At 39.7% G+C, this 23,413-nt stretch carries 19 protein-coding genes; 10 read left to right on the top strand and 9 right to left on the bottom strand.

From position 1 onward, the window contains the following. Positions 1-7 precede the first annotated feature (7 nt). The 3 genes from J8L73_RS18635 to J8L73_RS18625 form a co-directional block, all read right to left on the bottom strand. Positions 8-562 carry a hypothetical protein gene (locus tag J8L73_RS18635; RefSeq protein ID WP_211019317.1) on the bottom strand — a complete coding sequence of 185 codons (555 nt, stop codon included), beginning with the start codon at positions 560-562 and terminating at the stop codon, positions 8-10. 128 nt (positions 563-690) lie between these two features. Continuing rightward, positions 691-1,497 carry a hypothetical protein gene (locus J8L73_RS18630; RefSeq protein WP_211019315.1) on the bottom strand — a complete coding sequence of 269 codons (807 nt, stop codon included), beginning with the start codon at positions 1,495-1,497 and terminating at the stop codon, positions 691-693. Positions 1,498-1,824: 327 nt separating this feature from the next. Then, entirely contained in the window at positions 1,825-3,186 is a 1,362-nt protein-coding gene (locus tag J8L73_RS18625; protein WP_211001009.1) for a S41 family peptidase, read from the bottom strand. A 550-nt stretch (positions 3,187-3,736) separates the two neighbouring features. Here J8L73_RS18625 and J8L73_RS18620 point away from each other — a divergent pair. Further along, on the top strand, positions 3,737-4,222 hold the full coding sequence (locus J8L73_RS18620; RefSeq protein WP_211001010.1) for a hypothetical protein: 486 nt from the start codon (positions 3,737-3,739) through the stop codon (positions 4,220-4,222). Positions 4,223-4,253: 31 nt separating this feature from the next. Here the strand turns inward: J8L73_RS18620 and J8L73_RS18615 are convergent, their stop codons facing one another. After that, positions 4,254-5,459: an anhydro-N-acetylmuramic acid kinase gene (locus tag J8L73_RS18615; protein ID WP_211019313.1), complete on the bottom strand. Its 1,206-nt coding sequence runs from the start codon at positions 5,457-5,459 to the stop codon at positions 4,254-4,256. A 148-nt stretch (positions 5,460-5,607) separates the two neighbouring features. Between J8L73_RS18615 and J8L73_RS18610 the strand changes: the two genes are divergently transcribed. The 4 genes from J8L73_RS18610 (at position 5,608) to J8L73_RS18595 (ending at position 10,086) form a co-directional block, all read left to right on the top strand. After that, positions 5,608-6,096 carry a GNAT family protein gene (locus J8L73_RS18610; protein WP_211019312.1) on the top strand — a complete coding sequence of 163 codons (489 nt, stop codon included), beginning with the start codon at positions 5,608-5,610 and terminating at the stop codon, positions 6,094-6,096. Positions 6,097-6,269: 173 nt separating this feature from the next. Continuing rightward, entirely contained in the window at positions 6,270-7,298 is a 1,029-nt protein-coding gene (locus tag J8L73_RS18605; protein ID WP_211019310.1) for an NADP-dependent oxidoreductase, read from the top strand. Between the two features lie 49 nt (positions 7,299-7,347). Then, on the top strand, positions 7,348-7,965 hold the full coding sequence (locus tag J8L73_RS18600) for a glutathione S-transferase (protein WP_211019308.1): 618 nt from the start codon (positions 7,348-7,350) through the stop codon (positions 7,963-7,965). A 498-nt stretch (positions 7,966-8,463) separates the two neighbouring features. After that, complete coding sequence (locus J8L73_RS18595; protein WP_211019306.1) at positions 8,464-10,086, top strand: methyl-accepting chemotaxis protein; 1,623 nt, start codon at positions 8,464-8,466, stop codon at positions 10,084-10,086. A 50-nt stretch (positions 10,087-10,136) separates the two neighbouring features. On the opposite strand, the gene J8L73_RS18590 is transcribed toward J8L73_RS18595, so the two are convergent. Then, complete coding sequence (locus J8L73_RS18590; RefSeq protein WP_055020172.1) at positions 10,137-10,445, bottom strand: YkgJ family cysteine cluster protein; 309 nt, start codon at positions 10,443-10,445, stop codon at positions 10,137-10,139. A 46-nt stretch (positions 10,446-10,491) separates the two neighbouring features. After that, positions 10,492-12,420 (bottom strand): RecQ family ATP-dependent DNA helicase, encoded by a 1,929-nt coding sequence (locus J8L73_RS18585; protein WP_211019304.1) that lies wholly within the window; start codon positions 12,418-12,420, stop codon positions 10,492-10,494. A 244-nt stretch (positions 12,421-12,664) separates the two neighbouring features. Between J8L73_RS18585 and J8L73_RS18580 the strand changes: the two genes are divergently transcribed. The 3 genes from J8L73_RS18580 (at position 12,665) to J8L73_RS18570 (ending at position 16,368) form a co-directional block, all read left to right on the top strand. Beyond that, positions 12,665-13,969, top strand: a complete 1,305-nt coding sequence (locus J8L73_RS18580; protein ID WP_211019302.1) for an NAD(P)/FAD-dependent oxidoreductase — start codon at positions 12,665-12,667, stop codon at positions 13,967-13,969. A 99-nt stretch (positions 13,970-14,068) separates the two neighbouring features. Beyond that, on the top strand, positions 14,069-15,568 hold the full coding sequence (locus J8L73_RS18575; RefSeq protein ID WP_211019300.1) for a DUF2235 domain-containing protein: 1,500 nt from the start codon (positions 14,069-14,071) through the stop codon (positions 15,566-15,568). Between the two features lie 236 nt (positions 15,569-15,804). After that, the gene (locus J8L73_RS18570; protein WP_211001020.1) at positions 15,805-16,368 is read left to right on the top strand and encodes a cytochrome b; all 564 of its coding nucleotides are present in this window, start codon (positions 15,805-15,807) and stop codon (positions 16,366-16,368) included. 28 nt (positions 16,369-16,396) lie between these two features. Here J8L73_RS18570 and J8L73_RS18565 read toward each other — a convergent pair whose 3' ends face one another. The 3 genes from J8L73_RS18565 to J8L73_RS18555 all read right to left on the bottom strand — a co-directional run bounded on the left by J8L73_RS18565 (position 16,397) and on the right by J8L73_RS18555 (position 20,574). Next, positions 16,397-16,597 (bottom strand): ribosome alternative rescue factor ArfA, encoded by a 201-nt coding sequence (locus tag J8L73_RS18565; protein WP_211001021.1) that lies wholly within the window; start codon positions 16,595-16,597, stop codon positions 16,397-16,399. A 229-nt stretch (positions 16,598-16,826) separates the two neighbouring features. Beyond that, complete coding sequence (locus tag J8L73_RS18560; protein WP_211019298.1) at positions 16,827-19,367, bottom strand: TonB-dependent receptor; 2,541 nt, start codon at positions 19,365-19,367, stop codon at positions 16,827-16,829. Between the two features lie 244 nt (positions 19,368-19,611). Then, positions 19,612-20,574, bottom strand: a complete 963-nt coding sequence (locus J8L73_RS18555; protein ID WP_211019296.1) for an ATP-binding protein — start codon at positions 20,572-20,574, stop codon at positions 19,612-19,614. 209 nt (positions 20,575-20,783) lie between these two features. Here J8L73_RS18555 and J8L73_RS18550 point away from each other — a divergent pair, with 209 nt between their 5' ends. Together J8L73_RS18550 and hemH are read left to right on the top strand one after the other, a co-directional pair. Then, positions 20,784-22,112, top strand: a complete 1,329-nt coding sequence (locus tag J8L73_RS18550; protein WP_211019294.1) for an HD domain-containing phosphohydrolase — start codon at positions 20,784-20,786, stop codon at positions 22,110-22,112. Between the two features lie 100 nt (positions 22,113-22,212). Continuing rightward, positions 22,213-23,232: a ferrochelatase gene (gene hemH / locus J8L73_RS18545; RefSeq protein WP_211019292.1), complete on the top strand. Its 1,020-nt coding sequence runs from the start codon at positions 22,213-22,215 to the stop codon at positions 23,230-23,232. Positions 23,233-23,413: the final 181 nt, after the last annotated feature.

Below are 23,413 nucleotides of genomic sequence, written 5' to 3'. Positions count from 1 at the left end.
GGCATTTTTACAATATATTTGCGATATTAGTACAGTGCTGACAAAACTCATCAACTGCGAACTCAACTATGGAATCAGGTTGGCGATTAGGCTTATCAACTCCAACAAGAAATATATGTTCCCCAGCATCGTTAATTCTAAAATTAGCCGAATCAGGTCTTCGGTGCTTAATCTTATTAAGCAATTTTTCCATTGTTATAGGAGCACCTGCAAATGGAAGAGAGCCAACACCTGGACCTGATGAAGTTAAAGCTAATTGTTGAACTCGGGTAACTGGTGCAGCCGAAATTGACCTATTTATATTTAATTGTGCTTCTAATGTAGACCCAGTATATGAGCCATCTGCTTGAGACTGGTCCCTAGCTCTCATAATTTCATTAACTATATGATCTAAGTGAACCATAGCTTCCTGACTTGAGCGAACGGCTCCTTGGAAATCTTGAGGTACCCTTTGCCATGCTCTCAAGAAATAAATAGAAGAGTTTCCTAATTGATAAATAGATTCATCAACTGATTGAGGTGAACTCGAACTCCCGTTCGCCAAAAAAGAAATATTTCCCATGTTCAGATAAAACTCCCATATATGATGAATGCCTAACGCTTACAATAACGGGAAAACCGAGTGCTTTGGCACGAGGTGCCAGCGAGGATTTTTTCCAATGAGCGAAGCGAATTCTGTTAATTGTTTTGTTAGTTTCCATTTTCACCAAACTTATTCAACAACTTTTCAGTTAGCATTTGCGCCTGTTCAATATCTTGAAATTCCATATTTTGATGAATACGCTGCTTGATAAAATCTAATTTCAAGTAAATATCGTTATCCTCTACTATTTTTAACCCAAAGTCTGCATATGCTATGACTTTTAAATAGTTTGGGTTTCCAGTGTCAGGATCGTAATTTTGATACTCTTTTACCAACCTTAATATTGACTGCTCTCCACCAGTCAAAGCAACACTTTCGGAAAGGCGGTATTTCAATTTATTAAATTTAACTCTTTGCTTTATTGTGTCTTCTCTGCTTAATTCATCTAAGCCTTTACTTTGAAAATATTCTCTATCCGAAACAGCCCATAACTCTGCTACGGCATTATCGGAACCTAATTCAATTGCTTTAAAAAGTAATTCAACAAAATCATCAGATATAAAATTAAATTGTGAACAGCGCTCAAAACGAGACAAAACCTCTTCGATATACTCGTAGGGCTCACCCACCTCATTTACTTTGCTCATCCATTTATCAAGTTCATCTTGAGTTTTGGGTATTGCGCTGCAACGACGTATTTCTTTTGCTTCAAGTAAGTATTCTTCTGCTGATGCAAGTTCACTAACACCTATATCAGTTTCAATCGTTGATTTTTCTTTGCGCTTTAAGTCTTTAGAAACAGCGTTTTCACTATCATTTCTATCGCTAAACTTTTCAATTTCACTATGTTCTTTTGTAATAAAATAGAAAACAACTAAGGCCAAAATTGATATAGCAAGAGCAAATTTTTTCACGAAACCTCGACAGGAAACTAACAATTTAATAGTGCGCTCATCGCGTATATTTCTGCCGACGCTACGCTCATTTTTCTACATTATATAGTTTTAACAAATAACCTAAGGTATTACTATCACTAAGTTTTCTAAAACTTTAAAGAAAAGTTAAATAGAACAATATGCGCGCGTCGCTCATTTTCATAAATATATGCGCAAAGAGCAGTTTAACCAATTTATTAACAACGCTATTTAGCCAGTCTCAATGACTGATTATCACTCTCAGCCGAACTTCTTAAAAGTGTCAATTGCGGAAATTAGTGACGCCTCGTTATACACCGGATACACTTATCTAAAAGCTTTAATTGCCTCATTGAGCTGCACATCTTTTCCGCTTTCAATATTGTTCACATTAAGAAATACAGATTCATGATCTACAGGCAATCCAATGTTTTCATAATTTTCCCCATGAGAATTGAGATACCTTTCATTTGATAATGTGATCCCCCAACCATTAGGCAAAGCTTTTGTTAACGCATCGCTAAAAGCTCCGTAACTTCTTTCACCAATAAAAGTAACGTTGCCTCTTGCTTGTAAACCTAAAAGAAATACTTCAGCCGCACTAGGTGTTTTTTGACTAGTTAGAACAACAATACTTCCTGTGTAATTATTAATTTTTGATGGGGCGACAACAATTTTTTGAAGTTCACTGTAGCCTGTCGATGTTTTAAACTGCTTCCCCCCCAAGGCCAATTCTGAATCTATTAAGTAAGATAAAATAGAAAATGCGACTAAGTCACTTCCACCCATACTAAAACGTAAGTCAATAATTAAGCCATTGCTTTGTTTGATGATAGGCGTAAATATCTTCATAACCTCTTTTGTTGCTTTTACGTCATTATTTGAGAAATCATCAAAGTTACTTATTTTTAAATAGGCAATATTTTGAGGCGTTTTTGCTAAGGTAAAATTATCGTGATATTGAAGAGTGGAGTATTTTTTATCAATGTAATTATTAATGTTTTCCTGAGACTTTTTAATTAATGCGGTATGTAATTCCCAGTAAGTTGAGTATTGAGGGTAATTTACTGAGTGCGCTTTTAATTCATCCCAAAATGACCACTTTCTTGGTGAGTAATGTGAAAGCCTATCAAGTTCTTGATTGAGTAATATGGCATGACCGTCGCGTAATTCTTTAAGAAAGTCATCTATGATACTAAATAGCTCATCTTGCGTAGTTTTTGAGGTTATTCTTTTTTGCCAAAGTTTTCTCTGCTCCACCCAATTAATATTTTTATCTTTTGAAAATGCATAGTGCTCTTCAAAATTATTCATTAGAACATCAAGAACAATACTGGCATTAAATTCATAGTTTTTGTCTTTTATACTAACAATTTTTTTGGATTGGCATTGATAAGGTAAGCTGTCTAGTTTCGTTAGCTTTAAAGGAAACAAACCACCAAAGTTAAGCAAACGAGTATCTTTATGCACTTTTTGTGTTTCTTCAATAAACGAGACTTGTTCAAACTCATCGGTGATAAAGTGGTTTTCCAGACAATGCTTTGTTGTTAAATCAAAGACTGTTGTTTTATCATCCACAGTATGAAAAACGTAACCATAACCTTGGCTTTTCCAGATTGTCTCTGCGGAGTTCGCAGAATTAATGTTGCCAAGTACAGTGAGTAGAAATAACAAAATCCCTTTATTCAAAGTTTACTCCTAATAGTGAATCACAACCAAACTAGACCAAGCGTATAGCAACTAAATCAGGGTACACTTCCCATATTTTTACGAGAAACGTCCTTATTTCGTGAGCTACTATTGTTATCAAATAGTGTAAATTATTGCCAGCTATAAATATTAGGTTTTTTGAATATGTTGAAAAGAGGAAAGATCCTTCTTAATATTACTTAGTTAATGGCGACTCACCTGAATGACTATACTCCGCTCACAACCGCCTCAGAACATTTACGTCGCGACAATTATCTTGGCTGCTAATACCGTTCTTTTAATACGAGTTCAGACAATAAGCCAAAAAAGATAAAGTATGGAATTTTAGTTGGGAATCTCTGTTTAATTAGTTTATGCCTAACAACAAAACTCTGTCCCCTATGAAAAGAAATCGATGAGAGAACAAAGATCCTCTTTGATCAAACTACTCAATAATTGTACTAATCAATGCAATTAGTCATAAATCTGTAACGTTGATCCGCGATAATCTCTATCCGATAAATGAATAAACCCAAGAAGACTAAGTAAGATGAGTACACCCTTGGTGCAATTAACATTTGCACAGCAATCATTTGATGATTCTATGTCTGCGGCGATGGACCACGCTATGGAATATGAAAAGCTATCGCTAAAAGCCAATGCTGCGCATAACATTACGCTGCAGTGTGTGTTGCCTGACGGCGCAAATGAGAGCGATGTTATTTCACTAAGTGCAACGCAGCCCAGTGCGCGTGGGGCGCAGTATTTTACTGAAAAAACGCTGAGCAATGCAGACCTTGAATCTGGTACTGTAAATCTTACTTTAAGTAACATTACACAAAGCCAGTGTTTTGTAGTTCAAATGATGCTGCACGGAAAAAACACGACCTTAAAAGAAAGCCAGCAACTCGATGTGTACATTAAAGCATTTGAGCAAGGCTATATTCCTGCGCAAATAAAAACTGAGCCTACCAAGTCACAGGGCGTTCGTAGCTACTTTGCGAGTATGAGTTCTACGTTTTTATCGCTATTTTAGTGTTGGCTGTACTTTGCCGACTTATAAGTTATTAATCAGCAAAACTGACTTTACCCATAGTCACCCCAGCAATACCCTGCGCAGAGTTATTTAGGTGTTGCTGCTCACCGGCTAAGCATTCGTTTGCTAAAATAGCAAATAACACAGCCTCTTTTGCATCAGGGTTTATGCCTAAATCGTCGGTATTTTTAAACGCTTTTATACTCGGGCATAGCGTATTAAGGTGCGCCATTAGTAACGGGTTATGAATACCGCCACCACTTGCGTATACAACGCACTCTTTAGCATTTTGCGCGCATTCATTTAACGCGTTTGCAATTACCCTCGCGCTAAACATATTTAAAGTTGCCATTACATCTTCATGACTTAAATGCTGCGTATTTGTTTGCTGTTGTGCGGCATATAAATACGCTAAATTAAATACCTCAGGCCCCGTTGTTTTAGGCAGCTTAAGTTTAAAAAAGTCGTTGCCACACAATGCATTTAATAAGGGTGTATTTACCTTACCTACTTTTGCTATTTTTGCACCATCATCAAAGTGCATGCCTTTAAAATGCTGCTGCACGTATGCATCCATAATGGTATTACCAGGGCCTATGTCGGAGCTAAATACGCTATTTGCATCACCACTTTTAGGTAAAAACGTTAAATTAGCAATGCCTCCCATGTTTAATAAAATGCGGTTTTCATTGGGGTTTGCAAAAAATAAGTAATCGCCATATACCGCAAGCGGTGCGCCTTCGCCCCCTGCTGCTATATGTTTTTGCCTAAAATCGCCAATAGTTGTAATGCCGGTGGTAACGGCTATTTGGTCGCTGTCGCCAATTTGTAATGTGCCATTAGTAAAGCTTTTATGATTATGTTGCGACTGCGGGCAGTGGTAAATTGTTTGCCCATGACTCGCTATTACATCAATACTTGCCGAATTTACCTGCCAAGTATGTAAGCACTGATTAACCATATCGCCGTGGAGTTTACCTACCCAAGGGTGTAATAAGGTTACAAGTTCTAAATCGCACTCTCGTTTGGCAAATACCTGCTTTATTTTAGTTTTATACTCGTTGTTATAGTCAACGGTAGTAAAATTTAAAACCTCAATTTGCGTATTTATACCCGCCCCCGTTACCTTACACAGTGCTACATCGAGCCCATCTAACGAGGTACCACTCATTAAACCTATAATCAAACGACTTGGTTTTTGGGCACTATTATAAAGGGCGGCTATGTGTGGGTGCATAATGGCATCTTAAACAGGTATCATATTTTGCTTATATTAGAGTACTTTAAAACAAAGTTATAGCGCTAAAGTGGCTAATTTTAATGATTGTACACGGTTTAAATGATTGCTAAGTTACCCTGTATTCAACTCATAAATTACTACCACTATGATCACCTTAAGAGATTTTCAACCGCACGATGCACCACACATTATTAAAACCTTAAACGATGAACAGGTTACGCGTTTTCTATCGTCTAAAATTCCGTTTCCGTATACGCAATCCGATGCCGATTGGTGGATAAACCAAGGCGCTAAAAATGGGATTATTAAAGCAATTATAGTAAATGAGCAATTTGCAGGGTGTATAGGTATAACGCCCGGAGAGTTTGAATATAGCCGCAGTGGCGAAATAGGCTATTGGCTTAATAGCCACTTTTGGGGGCAAGGTATAATGACACACGCTATTACAAAAATTTGCAATGAGGCCTTTAAAAACTCAAATCTAAACCGTATTTTTGGCGCTGTATTTGCTGGTAATAGCGGCTCAATAAAGGCACTGACTAAATGCGGCTTTGAAGCTGAAGCTGTTCTCAAACAGGCCATTTATAAAAATGGTGTATTTTACGATAGCCATATTTTTAGCAAGCTAAAATAAACCTTTTAGAATAAATATTCTGCAAAGCTTGAATTACCATCACCTCGCCCAAAGCTCATGTATTAAGGTAAAAATATATATTCACACGACTTAGCGCGCATTATTGTTTAGGTTAAATAGAGATTTAACGCATAAACATTCGCTAAGTAAATTCACTTTAAGAGGAGATTTTTATGTCTGCAACTAGTCGTCAACTTACTTTAGCATCACGCCCGCATGGCGCCCCTACCGATGAAAACTTTGACCTTAAAACAGTAGATTTACCAGCGCTTAAAGATGGCGAAGTATTGCTACGCACCATATACCTTTCACTTGACCCTTATATGCGTGGCCGAATGAGCGATGCTAAATCGTATGCCGATCCGGTAAATGTAGGCGATGTAATGGTAGGTGCTACTGTATGCCAAGTAGAAGAGTCTAAAAACGATAAATTTAGCGAAGGCGAGTGGGTGCTTGCCTACACTGGTTGGCAAAGTTACGCCATTAGTAATGGCGAAGGCTTAATGCAATTAGGTAAAGAGCCAGAGAACCCTTCGTATGCACTGGGCATTTTAGGTATGCCAGGCTTTACCGCTTACATGGGGTTACTAGATATTGGCGACCCACAAGAAGGTGAAACTGTAGTGGTTGCTGCGGCAACAGGCCCCGTTGGCGCAACGGTTGGCCAAATAGCTAAACTTAAAGGCTGTAAAGTAGTGGGCGTTGCTGGTGGCAGTGAAAAATGTAGCCACGCAGTTGAAAAACTAGGCTTTGATGCTTGTATTGATCACAAAGCCGATGACTTTGAAGACCAGCTAGAAAAAGCCTGTGATAACGGCATAGATGTATATTACGAAAATGTGGGCGGTAAAGTGTTTGATGCCGTATTACCCCTACTTAATACCGCAGCTCGTGTACCACTGTGTGGTTTAGTATCGCAGTATAATTCTACAAGCTTGCCTGAAGGCCCTGATCGTATGTGCATGCTAATGGGCCAATTACTTACTAAGCGTATTAAAATGCAGGGCTTTATTATTTTTGACGATTACGGCCACCGCTACGATGAATTTGCACAAGACATGCAAAAATGGCTTAAAGAAGGCAAAGTACAGTACCGCGAGCATATGGTTGAAGGTATTGAAAACACTGTAAGCGCATTTAACGATATGATTTGCGGCAAAAACTTTGGTAAAACCGTGGTTAAAATTAACGAACCACTTTAATAAATATTAAGGCGTTACAGCCTATGCTGTAACGCCAACAAGGACTGACATGATCAAGCTTCATCACTTAAATAAATCACGCTCTAAACGCATTATTTGGCTTTTAGAAGAGCTAGATGTTGATTACGAAATTGTGGCTTACCAGCGCAATGCAGAAACTTTTTTAGCACCTGACGAACTTAAAAAAGTTCATCAATTAGGTAAATCGCCTGTTATTGAAGACGATGGCCTAATCGTTACCGAATCGGGCGCGATTACCGACTACCTAATTACTAAATACGGTAACGGAAAATTTGCGCCAAAAGCAGGCACCGCTGAATATGTAGATTATCAGCAATGGTTACACTTCGCTGAAAGCTCAGCTATTTTGCCATTACTACTTAAAATGTTTGTTTTAAAAGATGGCGCTAAAACAGAGTTTTTAGAAAATTATGCCGACGCAGAAACCGTTAAAGTAATTAGCTATTTTAATGACCGACTACAAGGTAAACGCTATTTAGTAGGCGACACCCTTACCGGTGCAGACATTATGATGTCGTTTATTGTTGAAATAGTTAAAAATTCGGGGCAGCTTGCGCACTTTAAACATCTTGTAAAGTACGACGAGCAATTACAAAGCCACGAGAAGTTTCATACTGCTAATGAGCTAGAAGCTAAATACGATTAACCAGGGCGTGTTGATCTTTGTGGATTGAAATTTGTTCAATCTAGGGGCGATTAAATCGCGGCGCGAGGTTTGTAACCTAGTGGGCTAAGTAAAAACCGAGCAACAAAGAGTTAACCGTCCCTAGAAAGAACCCTTTGGGCAGCGCATGTTTGGTATTTATGCTGCGTTATCGCCTATTCATGGGGAATAACCACACTACATAGGCTCTGCCTTGACTAAAAACCAAACATACTGCTGCAAATTCACCCACAAAAATCAACACGCCCTAGCTTAAGTAAAAAACACAGATAAACCAAAGGGGCTTTTACGCCCCTTTTTTAATACATATGTTTTAATAATTCCCCCCTCAATACGCTCCTTCTAATAAAGTTTGTAAAATAAATTAACAATTACCGGTCTATTATTGCTTCAATGCGCTTTTTTTGGTGCATAATAAAACATTATTTTAGATATCTCATTAATCCGCATATGGTTTAGTGTTTTAAATTGGAAGTGACTATGACCATTAACATGCGTTTAGTAACAGGCTTTGGCATTATTTTAGCGATGATGCTTATTTTAACTATTATAGGTATATCGCGCGTAAGCCTCATTAATAGCAACATAACTCACATGACCGACGTAAACTCGGTTAAACAGCGTTATGCGATTAACTTTAGAGGTAGCGTACACGACCGTGCTATAGCACTTAGAGATGTAGTATTAATAACCGAGCAAAGCACTTTAAATACAGTGTTAAATGATATAAAAGAGTTAGATGCATTTTATCAAACCTCAAGCCGCGCTATGCGTGCTTTAATGAGTGAAATGAATAGCGAAGAACGCGCTTTAATTAATAAAATAAATCAAATAGAACAACAAACTCAACCTTATATTCAACAAGTTATAAGCGCTAAAAATGCAGGAAATGTCAATGAGGCTTCTCGGGTTTTATTAACCAATGCCCGCCCTGCTTTTACACAATGGCTAAGTGTTATAAATCAGTTTATTAATTTTCAAGAGCAAGCCAATCAAGCTACAACTGTTGATACTCGCGAAGTGGCCAGCTCGTTTAAAATATGGATGATTACATTAACTGCGCTCGCTATTTTAATAGGTACAAGCGTAGCGTACGTAATTAGTTTGCGTATAAGAGATTCGGTAGGTGGTGAGCCACAAGAAGCCGCTAAAGTAATAGCGTTAATCTCACAAGGCGATTTAACTGCAAATGTAGATTCGTGCTGCCCAAATAGCATGATGGCCTCAGTAGCCGTTATGCAAAGTAAATTAAAAACCATTGTAGATAGCATTATTAATTCGTCAGATGAGCTGTCTACCCATTCTGCAAGTGTTGCATCTGGTTCGCAGCAAGCACTTAGCGCAGCCGATGCACAAGTTACTTATACTAATTCAGCGGTAAGTAGCTTAGAAGAAATGAGCCGTAGTATAAATGCAGTTGCAGGCTCTGTTAAACAAACAGAAGATAACTCAAAAGTAACCGCGCAATTATCGCAGCAAGGTAGTATTGCAGTGCAAAAAGTGGCAGCCGAAATTGAGCAAATTTCAATAACGGTTAAAGCCACTGTAAATCAAGTGAATGTGCTGCAAGAACATGTAAAACACATTGGCGATATATTAAGTGTGATCCGCAGTATTTCTGATCAAACTAATTTATTAGCGCTTAATGCAGCAATAGAAGCAGCACGTGCAGGTGAGTCTGGCCGAGGCTTCGCGGTTGTAGCTGATGAAGTAAGGCAGCTTGCCCAACGCACTGGCGATGCGACCGGCGACATTGAAAAAATGATTTTACAAGTGCAAGAAAACACGCAAGCGTCGGTTACCGCTATGGAAACCACCGTACCACAGGTAGAAAACGGTTTAACCCTTACTCACGAGGCCAACCAGTTACTTAACCAAATACAACAACAAGCTAACGACTCATTAAGCAATGTGCTTGAAATTGTAGAGGCTACATCAAGCCAAGTAGCAACTGTTGCACAAATTAGTTCAGGTGTTGAAGAAATTGCCAGTATGTCGCAAGAAACCAGCCAGTCGCTTAATAACAACGCGCAAAAAGCCGTTGCATTAGCCGACCTTTCAACAACGCTAAAACAATACATAAGCTATTTTAAAGTGAATTAACTTTAAATAATAAAGGGGCTTTTAGCCCCTTTTTTGATGCTTATGTTTTATTAAATACCCGCTATTTCGCGCTCTGTAATACACTCGTTTGAGGCCATTTCGAACTCGCGGCACGTAAGTGGGCGGTTTTCGTAAATAGTACACATTAGCGTATTACGGTCGAGTGCTTGGCACCAACCGTCGTCACCTCGTTTCATTACTTCGCTGCCCCATTTGTCGTAATCAATGTACTGAAAAGGCACGCCGGTGTCGGTCACTATGCGTACTTCTAATTGGCAGCAACATGCCTGGCAATTAGCGCAGGTTACGGGCTCAGGTGCAGAGGAAATAGTTTTACTTGGAATAACAGTGTTAGGCATAGTGACTTAATAAAAAATAGTAAGCCACTAGGATACAGTAACTAATTTAACGCGCTAGTAATTTTGCTTTTATATCGCTGTAGCGCTGCTGTTCACAAAGCGCAAAGCCGCTAAGTTGGCGTACTTTATTACGTGCAAATAATGGCACGCTCATGCCCGCTAAAAAGCGGCACTGGGTTTCAATGCCTACATTATGAATACCTTTTGTTGCCATGTGCGCTAAAAACTCATCCACTTTTTGATAAACAACGTCATCGGCAATGTGAGCAGGCTCTATTGAATACTCAAGCTTAACAGCATTACCACGGCATACACTACAATGCCCGCATTGCTGCGGCGCATTTTGATCATCAAAATAACGCGCTAAGTTATAGCTTAAACAACTTTGTAGCTCAAAAAAGCGTACCAGTGCAGCTATACGTTTAATCTCGGCTTGTTCTTTATCGCTAAAGTAGCTGTGTAATTGTTTTGCAAGCTCAGGGTTATTTATAACCTCACTATGCACTTTGTAAACTTGGGTAATACGTTTGGTTTCAAGGGTTATTAGGTTTTTTTCGGCTAGGTAGTCTAGTGCAGCCACTACGCGTTTACGGTCAACCTGCGCGGCTTGTGTGAGGGTGTCAAAATTAAGCGTACCCCATATTTTTTTAAAATCGGTATGGCTAAATATTTGTGTTAAAAAGGTTTGGCGCTGCTCGTCAAACTGGCTAAGTAGCTCGTTTTTATCAACCAAAAACTTATATTTAAAATCGGCGTAATAGGCGTACTGCGGCGTTATTGCGCCTTGCATTTCTAGTTGTACCAGCAAGGTTTTAAGCGCTAATTGGCGAATATTACTTTCGCTCGATAAGCTGTATTCTTGCATTTCCCATTGCTGCGGCTGGGCTTTAATATCGTTAATTACGTATTCAATGCCGCTAAGCTCAGGGGTGTCGCCGTACACAAAGTTTTCTACCGTATTTAGGCCATCTAAATTAGCAAGGGTAAAGCAGTTTGATGGGTTACCATCGCGCCCTGCGCGGCCAATTTCTTGGCTGTAGTTTTCAATCGATTTTGGTAAGTCGTAATGTATAACAAAGCGAATATCTGACTTATCAACGCCCATACCAAATGCAATAGTTGCTACTACGACGTTAATTTTACCCGCCATAAAATCATCTTGAATTTGCCACCTAAGCGTATCTTCCAGCCCCGCATGATACGCAACCGCCTGTATACCTTGTGCAGTTAACGTATTGGCCACTTGCTCAGCACTTTGCTGAAGCGTTACATACACAATGCCTGGGCCGTTTTGCGCACGCACTATGTTAGTAAGTTCGGTGTTTTTATCAGCTGTTTTTACACTTAGCACGCTTAAATCGAGGTTAGCGCGGTAAAACCCTGTTTGTACAATACACTCTGGCGCTATATTAAAGCGCTCGCTCATATCGCGTTTTACTTTTTTAGTGGCTGTGGCGGTAAGTAATAGTACTAGTGGAATATTTAGCTCTTCGCGGTATCGCGGTAGTTTTAAGTAATCGGGTCTAAAGTTATGGCCCCATTCAGATATACAGTGCGCTTCGTCTACCACTAACATCGAAAGCGCCACTTGGCTTATAAACTCTCTAAAGCGCTCGTTTTTAAAACGCTCAACCGACACCATTAACACTTTAATTTTACCATTTCGCACATCGTTCATTACGGTGCTGCTTTGCATTTGGTCTTGGCTCGAATCAAGGCTGGCCGCGTAAATACCTTTACTATTTAAAAAGCTAATTTGATCTTTCATCAATGCAAGTAAAGGCGATACTACCAAGGTTAAGTTGGGTAAATGCATAGCCGTTAGCTGATAACACAGCGACTTACCCGACCCCGTAGGAAATATAGCCAGTGACGATTGCCCATTTAAAAGCTGCTCAATAGTTTGCTGTTGCCCTGTTCTAAATTGGCTAAAACCAAAATGTTGCTCAAGCGACTGTATTAATGGCGAGGTCATAAATAATCCTTTTTGGTGTTTTTAACAGCAATTTAACTGCACAGCTAAACGATAAGAAAGTGAGTATAACTTATATGCCTTTATTCAGCATTTTTAGCTGACATCTCCTTTATTTAGGCGCAAACTAATAGCGCAGAAATAAATAGTCGCGTTTGCCAAAAATAACTTTTTCTATACCCAAGTGACCTCAAAATACTAAAAATAATACAGATTATTTGGGTATATTATTTTTGAGGGCAACGTTATGAGTATTACTAAACCTAAAATCGTCGTTATTGGCGGTGGCGCTGGTGGATTAGAGCTAGCAACACAATTAGGGCATAAACTAGGAAAGAAAAAACAAGCAGAAATTCTACTAATAGACAAAAACCGTACCCACATATGGAAGCCGTTACTTCACGAAGTAGCGACAGGCTCTATTGACCCCGATTTAGATGGCGTTGTGTATTCTGCCCACGCTGCAAAACACCATTATAATTTTCAACTTGGTACGTTTTGCGACATAGACCAAAGTAATAAAACCATCACCCTTGCGCCGCACCTTGATGAGCTAGGCCACACTATTTTGCCTAAACGCACCGTACGCTACGATCACCTTGTTATTGCTATAGGCAGTGTAAGTAACGACTTTAATACGCCAGGCATAAAAGATCATTGCTACTTTTTAGACTCAAACCAGCAAGCAGAGCGTTTTCAGCATTCACTGCTCGACAGCTTTACCCGCCTGCACCAAGACGATAATCAACAGCAATCGCTAAACATTGCCATAGTGGGTGGCGGCGCAACCGGCGTTGAGCTCTCGGCAGAGCTGTACCATGTATCTGAATTACTAAAACTTTATGGCCTTACAAACATGTCGTCTAAGCGGTTACATATACACCTAATTGAAGCAGGCCCACGTATTTTGCCCGCCCTACCTGAGCGTATTGCCGTAAGTGCTAAACGTGAGCTGTTAAAATTGGGTGTAAACGTGCGAGAGCAAACACAAGTAAAAGAAGCCACCGAGCAAGGGTTTATCACAAAAGACGAAGAACACATAGACGCCGATATTATGGTATGGGCAGCAGGCGTAAAAGCACCAGATTTTATTAAAGACTTAGGTATTTTTGAGCTTACCCGCAGTAACCAAATTCAGGTTAACGAGTTTTTACAAAGCACCGTAGATGAGAGCATTTTTGTACTTGGCGATTGCTGCGCCTTTACCCAAGAAGACGGAAAACTAGTGCCGCCCCGCGCACAATCGGCTCATCAAATGGCGCTATGCGTAGAAAAAAACCTCATTGCCACTTTAAAACAACAGCCACTATGCGGCTTTAAATATAGCGACCATGGCTCACTCGTTAACTTATCGCGCTACAGCACAGTAGGTAATTTAATGGGTAACTTAACCAGCAACACCTTTTTTATAGAAGGTAAAATTGCTCGCTTTATGTATATATCGCTGTATCGCATGCATCAACGTGCCATACACGGCAGCGCAAAAACGTTTGCGTTATGGATAAGCGAAAAGGTACTACGCGTTGTACGCCCTAAAATGAAATTGCATTAAAAAGAGAGTAGGCAGCGATAATAATTATTTATCGCTGCTGTCTTTAATATTTAACATTGGAAGTGTATTTTTACCAAAATCGACTGAAGGAATGACGCTATGACGGGTAAAACGCTGATTTTTAATTTTGATGGTACCGGGGGCGAACCTCGAGATGCAGAGCAATTTAGTTCAGATCACTTCAAAGAAGACAGCAGTATTTCTAATATTCTCAAGCTGCACTTGTTATTAGGCGGTAAGCTCGATAACTCTCCCACCACCCCGTTTGCAAATCAGCTTAGTTTTTATTACCAAGGTATTGGCACTAAAGGTAGCCGTTTAAGGCGTATTTTAAATCAAGCCCTGGCCCCACGCGGTGACGATGTTGCCAGTATATTAAATCAGGCTATGAATGATTTTAAAGCGCATTACCAACTAGGCGATACACTTTTACTTACCGGTTTTAGCCGAGGCGGCGCACTTGCCAGGCGTTTTGCAAAAATTCTAGAGCCTTTAATTAGTAATAACGTTTATATATGTGTGTTTGATACCGTGGCCTCTATTGGCTTATCAAAAGTAAGTAAAGCAACTCGTGGCGCTGAACACGTTATTTTTGAAAACCATACTATTGCGAATAATATTTCGCAGGCGCTGCACTGCGTTGCCCTTGATGAAAAACGCCGTGCGTTTGAACCCACCTTAATGAACCATCAAAATAATATTACCGAACTTTGGTTTGCAGGTGCGCATTCCGATATTGGTGGTGGCTATTATCGTGATGGTCTTGCTGATATTTGCTTGCGTTACGCACTAGAGTGGTTAATTGAGCAGCCACTGAATATATCGTTATTAACGAGCCACGACATTGACTACAACGCCTTACTGCCAGAAAGTAATTTAGTCGACCAAGACGATGTGACAGTAATACCCGACCCACTTGCACTGAGCCACCAACAAAATTACTTTTGGTTTAACCCCTTTTTTAAATTAGTTGATAGAGAGTGTTATGTACTTATTGATAATGAAGCGAGCAACCTTGAGCCATTAGTTCACCAGAGTGTGGCTGCGCGTATAAATAAGCTCACCAGCTATCGCCCTGAATCGCTTAAAAAACGCCATTACAAAATTAGTTATAACGACGGCACAACATTAAGCTTTGTAGGGCTAAGCCCGCATATTGCTCTCGCTAATCAAAATATGAGCGTGCTTAGTATTAACCAAAGCCAAGATGTAATGGTATTTGCCTCAGAGCAATACAACACTACAGGATTAATGCTCGAACAAGGAGCTACGTATCGATTTACCCCCTACCCAGACCAGTTTTGGTACGATGATGGCATAAAGTGCACCTCTGTAGGTTGGCATCGTGATAATGTGCAGTTGGGTGTAAAAGAAATCCCCATGACGTTACTTGAACCATTTAAACGACTTCCGATCGCACAATGGTTTTCTTTAGTGGGCGCAATAAATCAAGACGATGAACACCTATTTGAAATTGCTGGTGGCAATGATATAAAAATAGCTAAGTCGGGTGAGTTTTGCCCTTTTGCCAACGACTTAAGCCGCTTTTATGGCGCTAATGCAGGTAAAATAAAAGTAAAAGTAACCCGTTTAGAATAAGTGATAGTGCTACTTTTGAGTTATATAATTAAGTAATTAGATGCTATGCATCTCGCGTGAGCAAGATCTACGCCTACCGACAAAATTAGCACTGAGGTAAATTACCTCATATATGCCAATTTCGTTAACCCAGCTTTAACCCTCTATGATTTAAGCTAACTGCATTAATGTAGTTTATTCAATTGTACAACTACATATTCAAAACTTTTTAAGTATTAATGTTAGGAATAAACTGTATGAAACTTATAAAAGATACACCGTTCACGCTGAGCAAAACCACAATAAGCCTACATTGGATTGTAGCAATACTTATTATTGGGTTATTGGGCTCAGGACTATACATGGAAAACTTTAAAGCGTTTTTCCTAATGAGTTGGCACAAATCGTTTGGTGTGATGCTGCTTGCCTTTGCATTACTAAGAGTAACATGGCGCATTGTGAATGGTTGGCCAAAACACGACGCTAAGCACCCAAACTATGAACAAGCGTTAGCTAAAATCGTGCATTATGTACTTATAATAAGTATGCTGCTTATGCCTATTTCTGGGTTGGTTATGTCGGGCTTTGGTGGTCACGGTGTAGAGATGTTTGGCTTAGAGCTAATACCGCATAACCCTAGCCCAGAAAACCCACAAAAAAACCTTGCGTTTAATCAAGACTTTTCAGAGTTAGGTAAAACTGTTCACGGCATAACAGCCGATGCGCTATTAATCGCACTTGGCTTGCACATTGTAGGTGCCTTAAAGCACCATATTATTGATAAAGACAATACGCTTACCCGCATGCTGGGCAAAAAGTAATTTAAAAGTCTTATTTGAACGGTGCTATTTAAGCCGCGATTAAATAAGACTCTCGTCCTACATGTTTGTTGCTGCGTTTAAAGGAACCTTTCCCTTTTTTTGCTTTTACTACTTGTGGTTTAAACACTTTAGAAGTAACTAAAGCCGCCAGCGCATTATGATTAATAACCCCTCGGCCGGTGTCTACCGCGCTTTTATTTACCGATTTGTTTTTCGATTTTTTAGCCATTTTATTTCCTTTTAATTTAGTACTCACCAACAGCGGCAAGTACTTGAAGAAATGGCGATTGTATGCCTAATTTTCAACCTTGCAAGTATTTTTATCATTGCACAACGCTATTTTTCATAATAAATATGCACAAAAAAAGCGCAGTAAATAACCACGCTTAGTAAATAACCTGAACGCTGGATAATCAATCTCTTAACCAGAGCTCAGGTTAAATAGTTTTTAGTTTTAATTAAAATTCAAAGCTTACTTTTGCATAGTAAGTTCGCCCATCAAAGCCATAAGGCAATGCACGAACAGGGTATTTAAACGCACCATTGGTGATAAAGTTAAGTACTTCGTCGTCACCTAATTCATCCGGAGTTTCATCAAATACATTGTCGGCGCCCACTGATAAATTAAATATCTCGTTAATTTGGTAGCTAACATTTAAATCAACTAATACTGCCGATTCAACAGTGCTTGTTGGTTTAAACGACCCAGTCGGCGAAAGCTCACCTGGTAAAGAGATATGGTCGTTACCAAAGTACTTAACGTCTGTTTCACCAAAGTAGTTAAAACGAAGTGTTGATGTGTAAGCATCACGCTCGTAATCAAACGTTAATGTGGCACGTTCACTTGGTTGTCCATCAGTAAAAAAGCTACGTTGTAAATCATCAAACGCAACCGACTCAGGAATACCCTCTTGTGCATTTACGTGATCAATTTTAGTGTCGTTTAGGTTACCAGCAAAGGTAACACCAAAGTTACCGCCATCTACTTCTGTACGGTAAGATGCAATAATATCAACACCTTGTGTAGTTGAGTCTACTGAGTTTGAAAAGTAGTTGGCTTGCACTGCACCTGTTGCTTGTAAAGCAGCTACGGCTTCATCACTAAAGGCAACATCATCTGCAGACAGTAAACTACCAAGGGTAATACGGTCTTTTATTTCTACGCGGTAAAAATCAACCGTTAACGAAAGCTCGCTTGTTACATCGTAAACAAAACCAGCACTGTAGTTAGTTGATGTTTCAAGCTCTAGGTTATCAACCCCTAATGCACTTGGAAAAGCAGTCCCCGTATTTGCAGTGAACGACTGGGTAAGTGTTCCATCAGAACCTAGGTTAGTTGTAAACGCTGTATAACCACTTTGTTGAAGCGAAGGTGCTCTAAAGCCAGTAGATACCGCCCCGCGCACTGCAAAGTCATCATTTAATTCATAACGCGTCGCTAATTTACCAATTAAATCATCACCCGCATCTGAAAAGTCTTCGTAGCGCAGCGCACCACTTACGTTCCACGCATCGGTGATCATTGTTTCTACGTCTACATAAAACGCGTAGCTGTTACGATCGCTATCATTGGTTGCCTCTGGGCGCAGGCCGTTATAAGCCTGAAAACCACATTCTGCAAATTGATCAGCATCGTTTACTGATGGGTACGAGGTATCAGTATTTGCAAGGCCACATGCGTACGACGCTTCATCACCTGGTACTATTTCGTAGTTTTCTTTACGGTATTCAGCACCAACAGTGACATATAATGGCTCGCTTCTGCCAATATCTACAATACCATTTACATCTAAATTAACCGTCGTTTGGTCAAATCTAAAGCCACCCGAGTAACCACCACTAGGGCCTGCATTTGCAGCTATATCGGCATCGCTTGCACTTGGGTTATTAAATACGTATTCAGCGGCATAAGAAGCATTAATAGTGTTACGAGAAGTAAAATCGTACTCGTTTTCACCATACACAGCCGACACGTCGTAATTCCAATCTGGGTTAATATCGCCTTTAAAGCCCACCGCTACAGATATATCTTGTGCTTCGTTATAAATGCGCGGTAAAAAACCGTCACTGTAAACTTGCGTTACGTTTTTAGACGCTTCGTTAAAGTTACGGTAAAAGCCATTACCTAGCGCTGTGCGCTCAGAGTAGCCACCAAACGAGTAAAGTTCGCCTTCACCCATTGGCAGTGCCATATTATAAAACAGCGAAGTGAATTCACTTTCTGAATTACCTTGGCTCCAACGTACGTCTTCGCTTAGCGTGCCTGGTTCAACATTTAACGAGCCACCCGTATCGCGCTCAGCACGGTTAGTACCATCGGCATCACGGTATTCAAGTGATAAGTTAATAAAGCCGCCTTCGTTGCCTAAATCAAAACCACGATTTAAACCTGCTGAAAGCGTATCGCCGTCACCCTCACTGGTGCCGCCGTACTGAACATAGCCCGTTGTAACACCTGTTGAATTATTAAGTGATAAGTTAATTACGCCCGCTATTGCATCAGAGCCGTACTGCGCTGCTGCGCCATCACGTAATACTTCTACACCTTTAAGTGCAGTAAGCGGAATCGCGTTCATGTCGGTACCGGCTGCACCCGCACCTACAGTGCCGTTAAGGCCAAAAATAGATTGATTATGACGACGTTTACCATTTACCAACACTAACGTTTGATCTGGCTGTAAGCCACGAAGCGTTGCTGGTCTAAATAAATCAGAGCCATCGGATACTTGCGTACGCGAAAAGTTAAACGATGGGGCGGTTGCTTGCAGGCTTTGCCCTAGTTCTGTAAATCCACCTTTATTTAAATCATCTGCGTCTATTAAATCTATAGGTGATGACGATTCGGTTGAGGTACGGTTAGAAACGCGCGAGCCCAATACAGAAATTTGTTCTATGTTTTGCTGTGCCTGAACAGGCGCTTCTTGTGCACTTACAATGCTTGGTGCGCTAACTGCAAACGCAACGGCAGCAGCCAATGTATTTAAACGGTATGTTGTCATGGTGACGACCCTGTTTTGTGTGTTCTGTTGAATTTGTTAAAGCGGTGTTATCCGTCGGTTAGTGCAAACATCCTAGCAACATATGCAAACAAAAAGAAATGAAAAAAACTAATTTACTGGTGTAAGTATGCAAATAATTATAAAAAGCGAATAAATTTACGTTAAATAGGTCAATATACACACTAGCAGGGTATTACTTTTCAAAAAGCATTGTGATTAAGGCATTACTCACGCTGTATTTTTATTAATCAAATGATGTTTTTAAGGGAAATAAGCATCGAATGGTCGTACCTGTCTCTAATTCACTGTTAATTTCTATTTTTCCACTGTGATCGCGCATCATAGCGTACACAAGTGTCATTCCCATGCCCGCCCCTTTCCCCACTTCTTTGGTGGTGTAAAAAGGATCAAAAATATGCTCTATTGTGTGCTCACTCATACCACAGCCGTTATCTTTTATTTCAATGCAAATATTAAAATTGGCCTCGTATAAATTCACCTCAATTATGCAACCTTTTTCTAAATTGTATTCACAAGCTTGCCAAGCATTCATTAGTAAGTTGACAAAAATTTGATTAATTGACGACAAATTACACCAAAGGAGTGGTAAAGACTCAAAACGCGTTTTTATTTCACATAACTTAAGTCTATTACTAAGCAATTTTAGCGCGTTATTTGCAGCCACAGTTATATCTGTTAATTGCTTATCTTGTTGGGAGGTTGGGTGGGCAAAGTCTAATAAATTTTGCACAATTTGTTTAATACGCTTAAGACCCTCTACGCTATCATTTACCTGCCCGGGTAAATTGCTATGAAGCCGTGCATACGGATATTGCAAATTAAGTATATCGAGCTCGTGTTTAAAGTGTGTTTCTTTAATTTCATTATTAAGGTATTGCTCGTTAAGCTTTAAAAGAGTAACCAAAAAAGGAACTGCATCCTGAATACTTTCCATATTGCTTGTTGCATAGGCAAGTGGATTATTTATTTCATGGGCAATGCCAGCACTCAGGGTGCCTAATGTAGCCTTTTTTTCTGTTTGTACAAACAATGCTTGTTGACGCTCTAAATCAGCTACTTTTTTCTGTAGCTCATTATTTATGGCAACGAGTAAATCGCTTTTATCTTTAAGGAGTTGTTCTGCTGCTAAGTGGAGTTTCTGCTCATTTAAGAAGGCGAACTTAAAATCACGACCTGATCCTTTCATCCATCTTGTCCATTTAATATAACGTTTATACCTAACATTTAGTCGTCGGTTTGCAAATTTGCAACTAGATTATACGGGTAATCAACTATTTGCAGATAATAAGATATAGATATGAGTATATTAAAAACAACAATCTCCCTTAAAAGATAAATAAGCTCTAACACTATTTTTAAGCTATTATTTAACCAGTCGTAATTGCAAGGTGAACCATGACACAAACAACATCCAATACCTCTATTAACCACGTTGATGTGCTTTGCATTGATGATAACGAAATTGTTCTGCGTTCATTAACACGCTTACTTGAAGTAAATGATTTATCGGTTGTAGTGTGTGACAATCCACAAACCGCGCTCTCACTTTTTAAAAAGTATGAGTTTGGTTTAATAATTAGTGATATGCGTATGCCAGAGATGAATGGCGCCCAATTTTTAGAAAAAGCGCGCGCCCTAGCACCCGACACCCAGCGCATACTTTTAACTGGGTATGCCGACATAGAAACCACGCTTGCAGCAGTAAACCAAGGGCAAATAAATGGGTATATTCAAAAGCCATGGCAAAACGATTTACTACTTCGAAGCATTAAAGACAGCCTTGAAAAGTTTGCTCTAAAAAAGCAAAATAAAAAGCTAGAACAGCAAGTTAAAGCACAAAACCAAGAATTACTAGAGCTAAATAACACATTAGAGCAAAGCGTAGAAAAGCGAACGCTACAAATTAAAAAAGTGCTAAAACAACTAGAGGCGGCCAACGAGCGAGAAAAACACGAGCATAAAGCAACCGTAGAGCTACTTTATAATTTTATTAATGCAAACCCGTACTTGGATGGTAATAAAGCACAAAATATTGCCAATACGTGTACACAAATAGCACTATATTTAAACTTATCGCAAAAAAGTATCGACCTTGCGCCAATGGCCGGCTATTTGGCACAAATAGGCCTACTCGCTATGGACCCAGAGCTTTACAAAAAGCCAGTAAATGCATTAACAGAGCAACAACGTAAAACCTTTTACACTCACCCAAGCACCGCACAATTAATGCTCATGCCTGCAATGCATTTACACGATGTGTCCGATGCTATTTATCACCAATTTGAACGCTATAATGGCAATGGGTTACCTAAAGGGCTCGCCGGTAACGATATTCCAATAGGCGCTATGGTGCTAGGAATTGCTCGCGATTATTGGGACGCGTTTGAGCAATGTAATATTAATAACGATAAACAACGCCACGAACACGCGCTTGAAAGCGTAAAGCTATACAGTGGTTCGTATTATCATCCAAAAATTGTTCGTGCGCTTGAAGCAAGCCATGCAAAATTAAACGAAACAGTAAGCAGCGCAGGTACAGTACAAATTTGTAATGCAAGCGAACTTAAAGAACACATGGTATTAGGCCACGCACTACACAACCATACCGGCATAATGTTGCTGCCTAAAGGACATGTGTTTAGCTCAAAATCAATCGAAAAACTTCAACAACTCGAGGCTAAAAAACCAACCCCCTTTAGAATAATGGTTAAAAGCGCTAAATGATTGATCTAAACCGCAGTTTTTTTCGTTACAATGTGCCTTAATATACTTTGCATAACTTAAAATTTGCTTATTTAACTAACATTGCTTGAAGGAGCACACCGTGTCGCGATTTTCTGCCGTTACTGACAATCCCCACGACGGACGTTTTAATCAAAAAACGGGGATATTACTTACGAACCTAGGCAGCCCTGACGCGCCAACACCTGCAGCACTGCGTACATATTTACGTGAATTTTTATCTGATCCGCGTATTGTAGAAATTCCTCGTTTAGTGTGGATGGTTATTTTACATGGCATTATTTTACGCATACGCCCTAAACGCTCTGCAAAACTATACGAAAGTATTTGGACTGAAAACGGCTCACCGCTTACCCATATCACTCGCCAGCAAAGCCTTAAATTAAACACCTTATTAAAAGAGCAAGGTTATACCAATACCGAAGTGGTCATGGCTATGCGTTACGGCAACCCTTCTATAGAGGCAGGCCTTGAAGAGCTTCGTGATAAAGGCTTAACGCGTATTATTATTTTGCCAATGTATCCTCAGTATTCAAGCCCAACAACGGGTTCAACCTTTGACGCGGTATCAAACGTATTGCGCAAATGGCGCTGGGTGCCAGAGCTGCACTTTGTAAATGGTTATCACAAAAATACCCGCTACATTGAGTCGCTTGCTAATAGCATAAGTGAAGATTTAGAAAAAAACGGCATGCCACAAAAGCTAGTTTTTTCATACCACGGTATGCCAAAACTGTTTTTAGATAGAGGCGACCCTTATCACTGCCTATGTTTACAAACCACGCGTTTAGTGGTTGAAAAACTAGCCTTAGATAAAGACAAAGTAGTTAGCACTTTTCAAAGCCGATTTGGTAAAGCTGAGTGGTTAAAACCTTACACAGATGCAACACTTGCCGCCTTACCAGACGAAAATATCACCGATGTAGCTATTATAAGCCCAGCTTTTAGTGCCGACTGCCTAGAAACGCTTGAAGAGCTAGAAGAAGAAAACCGTGAAATATTCGAAAATGCCGGCGGCGAAAAATACCGCTACATAGCCGCTTTAAACGACAGAGACGATCATATTGATGCCATATTCGATGTGATAAAACCTATGCTTTAAAAGCATGAGTAATACATAGTTTGCAAAAAAGCGGTGTTAAATTTAACACCGCTTTTTTAATTTTAAAGATAAGCTTTTATTTATAGTAATTAGAAGCTTCGCTTCTCGCATGAGCAACTCTTCGCCTACCAAACAAATCGAGCTGAAATTCACCGTAGACACGCAGCTTGCTGGCGTGACC

This window comes from Pseudoalteromonas sp. MMG006 (genome assembly GCF_018101025.1).
Lineage (GTDB): Bacteria > Pseudomonadota > Gammaproteobacteria > Enterobacterales > Alteromonadaceae > Pseudoalteromonas.
This window is presented reverse-complemented; position numbering and strand designations above follow the sequence as displayed.

What these genes read in the sequence shown, in the direction of transcription:
- J8L73_RS18635 (WP_211019317.1), bottom strand. Translation starts at nt 562, where the DNA reads ATGGGAAATATTTCTTTTTTGGCGAACGGGAGTTCGAGTTCACCTCAA.
- J8L73_RS18620 (WP_211001010.1), top strand. Translation starts at nt 3,737, where the DNA reads ATGAGTACACCCTTGGTGCAATTAACATTTGCACAGCAATCATTTGAT.
- J8L73_RS18615 (WP_211019313.1), bottom strand. Translation starts at nt 5,459, where the DNA reads ATGCACCCACACATAGCCGCCCTTTATAATAGTGCCCAAAAACCAAGT.
- J8L73_RS18610 (WP_211019312.1), top strand. Translation starts at nt 5,608, where the DNA reads ATGATCACCTTAAGAGATTTTCAACCGCACGATGCACCACACATTATT.
- J8L73_RS18605 (WP_211019310.1), top strand. Translation starts at nt 6,270, where the DNA reads ATGTCTGCAACTAGTCGTCAACTTACTTTAGCATCACGCCCGCATGGC.
- J8L73_RS18600 (WP_211019308.1), top strand. Translation starts at nt 7,348, where the DNA reads ATGATCAAGCTTCATCACTTAAATAAATCACGCTCTAAACGCATTATT.
- J8L73_RS18595 (WP_211019306.1), top strand. Translation starts at nt 8,464, where the DNA reads ATGACCATTAACATGCGTTTAGTAACAGGCTTTGGCATTATTTTAGCG.
- J8L73_RS18590 (WP_055020172.1), bottom strand. Translation starts at nt 10,445, where the DNA reads ATGCCTAACACTGTTATTCCAAGTAAAACTATTTCCTCTGCACCTGAG.
- J8L73_RS18585 (WP_211019304.1), bottom strand. Translation starts at nt 12,420, where the DNA reads ATGACCTCGCCATTAATACAGTCGCTTGAGCAACATTTTGGTTTTAGC.
- J8L73_RS18580 (WP_211019302.1), top strand. Translation starts at nt 12,665, where the DNA reads ATGAGTATTACTAAACCTAAAATCGTCGTTATTGGCGGTGGCGCTGGT.
- J8L73_RS18575 (WP_211019300.1), top strand. Translation starts at nt 14,069, where the DNA reads ATGACGGGTAAAACGCTGATTTTTAATTTTGATGGTACCGGGGGCGAA.
- J8L73_RS18570 (WP_211001020.1), top strand. Translation starts at nt 15,805, where the DNA reads ATGAAACTTATAAAAGATACACCGTTCACGCTGAGCAAAACCACAATA.
- J8L73_RS18565 (WP_211001021.1), bottom strand. Translation starts at nt 16,597, where the DNA reads ATGGCTAAAAAATCGAAAAACAAATCGGTAAATAAAAGCGCGGTAGAC.
- J8L73_RS18560 (WP_211019298.1), bottom strand. Translation starts at nt 19,367, where the DNA reads ATGACAACATACCGTTTAAATACATTGGCTGCTGCCGTTGCGTTTGCA.
- J8L73_RS18555 (WP_211019296.1), bottom strand. Translation starts at nt 20,574, where the DNA reads ATGAAAGGATCAGGTCGTGATTTTAAGTTCGCCTTCTTAAATGAGCAG.
- J8L73_RS18550 (WP_211019294.1), top strand. Translation starts at nt 20,784, where the DNA reads ATGACACAAACAACATCCAATACCTCTATTAACCACGTTGATGTGCTT.